Consider the following 854-nt stretch of genomic DNA (forward strand, 5'->3'; position numbering starts at 1 on the left):
CTGCACCGTGGCGCACGCCCCCGATCAGGATGGACTGGAGGTCATCGGCAAAGTCACGCACCTGATCCATAGCCCCCTTGTTGCGACGCACCAGCAGGTTGTAACCCAGCACCGCAGGCACAGCCGTAGCCAGACCAATGGCGGTCATGATCAGGGATTCACCCACAGGACCGGCAACCTTGTCGATGGAGGCCTGACCGGCAATGCCAATGGCGGTCAGCGCGTGGTAGATCCCCCAGACCGTCCCGAACAGACCAATAAACGGAGAGGTCGATCCCACGGTGCCAAGGAAGGCCAGACCCTTCTGCAGGCTGTTCTGGATGTTGTTCACCGCACGCTGGATGGACATGGAGGTCCAGCTATGCAGGTCAATGGCTTCCTGCATCGTGCCTTCATGGTGTTCAGCAGCCGTAATCCCCGTATCGGCAATATAGCGGAACGGAGAGGACGGGGAGAGTGCCGAAGACCCTTCCTGAATGCTGCGCTTGGTCCAGAAGTTTTTGGTGGCATCCTTGCTGGCGGCGAACAGACGCCCCTGCTCGATGAACTTGGTAATCATGATGAACCATGTGCCAAGCGACATGATGAGCATGATGACCAGCACGCCACGGGCGATCACATCCCCATTGGACCACAGGGCGGACAGGCCATACGGGTTGGCTTCATCCTTCGCCGGTGCCGGTGCTTCTGCCGCGGGGGCTGGAGCATCTGCTGCGGGAGCGGCAGGCGCAGGCGCGGTTGTGCCATCGCTCGGAGCGGGTGTTGTCGCAGCGTCCGGGGCTGCGGGGGTGGCCGGGCCGGGAGCTGGAGCGGTGAATTGCCCCGGGTTTTGTGGAGACGTTTTTATCTGAACT

1 protein-coding gene is annotated in these 854 nt (G+C 61.4%); it reads right to left on the reverse strand.

The window, feature by feature from the left end; genetic code table 11:
• The coding region (locus Absy_RS11695; RefSeq protein ID WP_084597170.1) for a MotA/TolQ/ExbB proton channel family protein at window positions 1-847 on the reverse strand (847 nt) is incomplete at its 3' end.
• Window positions 848-854 lie beyond the last annotated feature (7 nt).

The sequence above is a fragment of the Acetobacter syzygii genome, from assembly GCF_000964225.1.
GTDB lineage: Bacteria > Pseudomonadota > Alphaproteobacteria > Acetobacterales > Acetobacteraceae > Acetobacter > Acetobacter syzygii.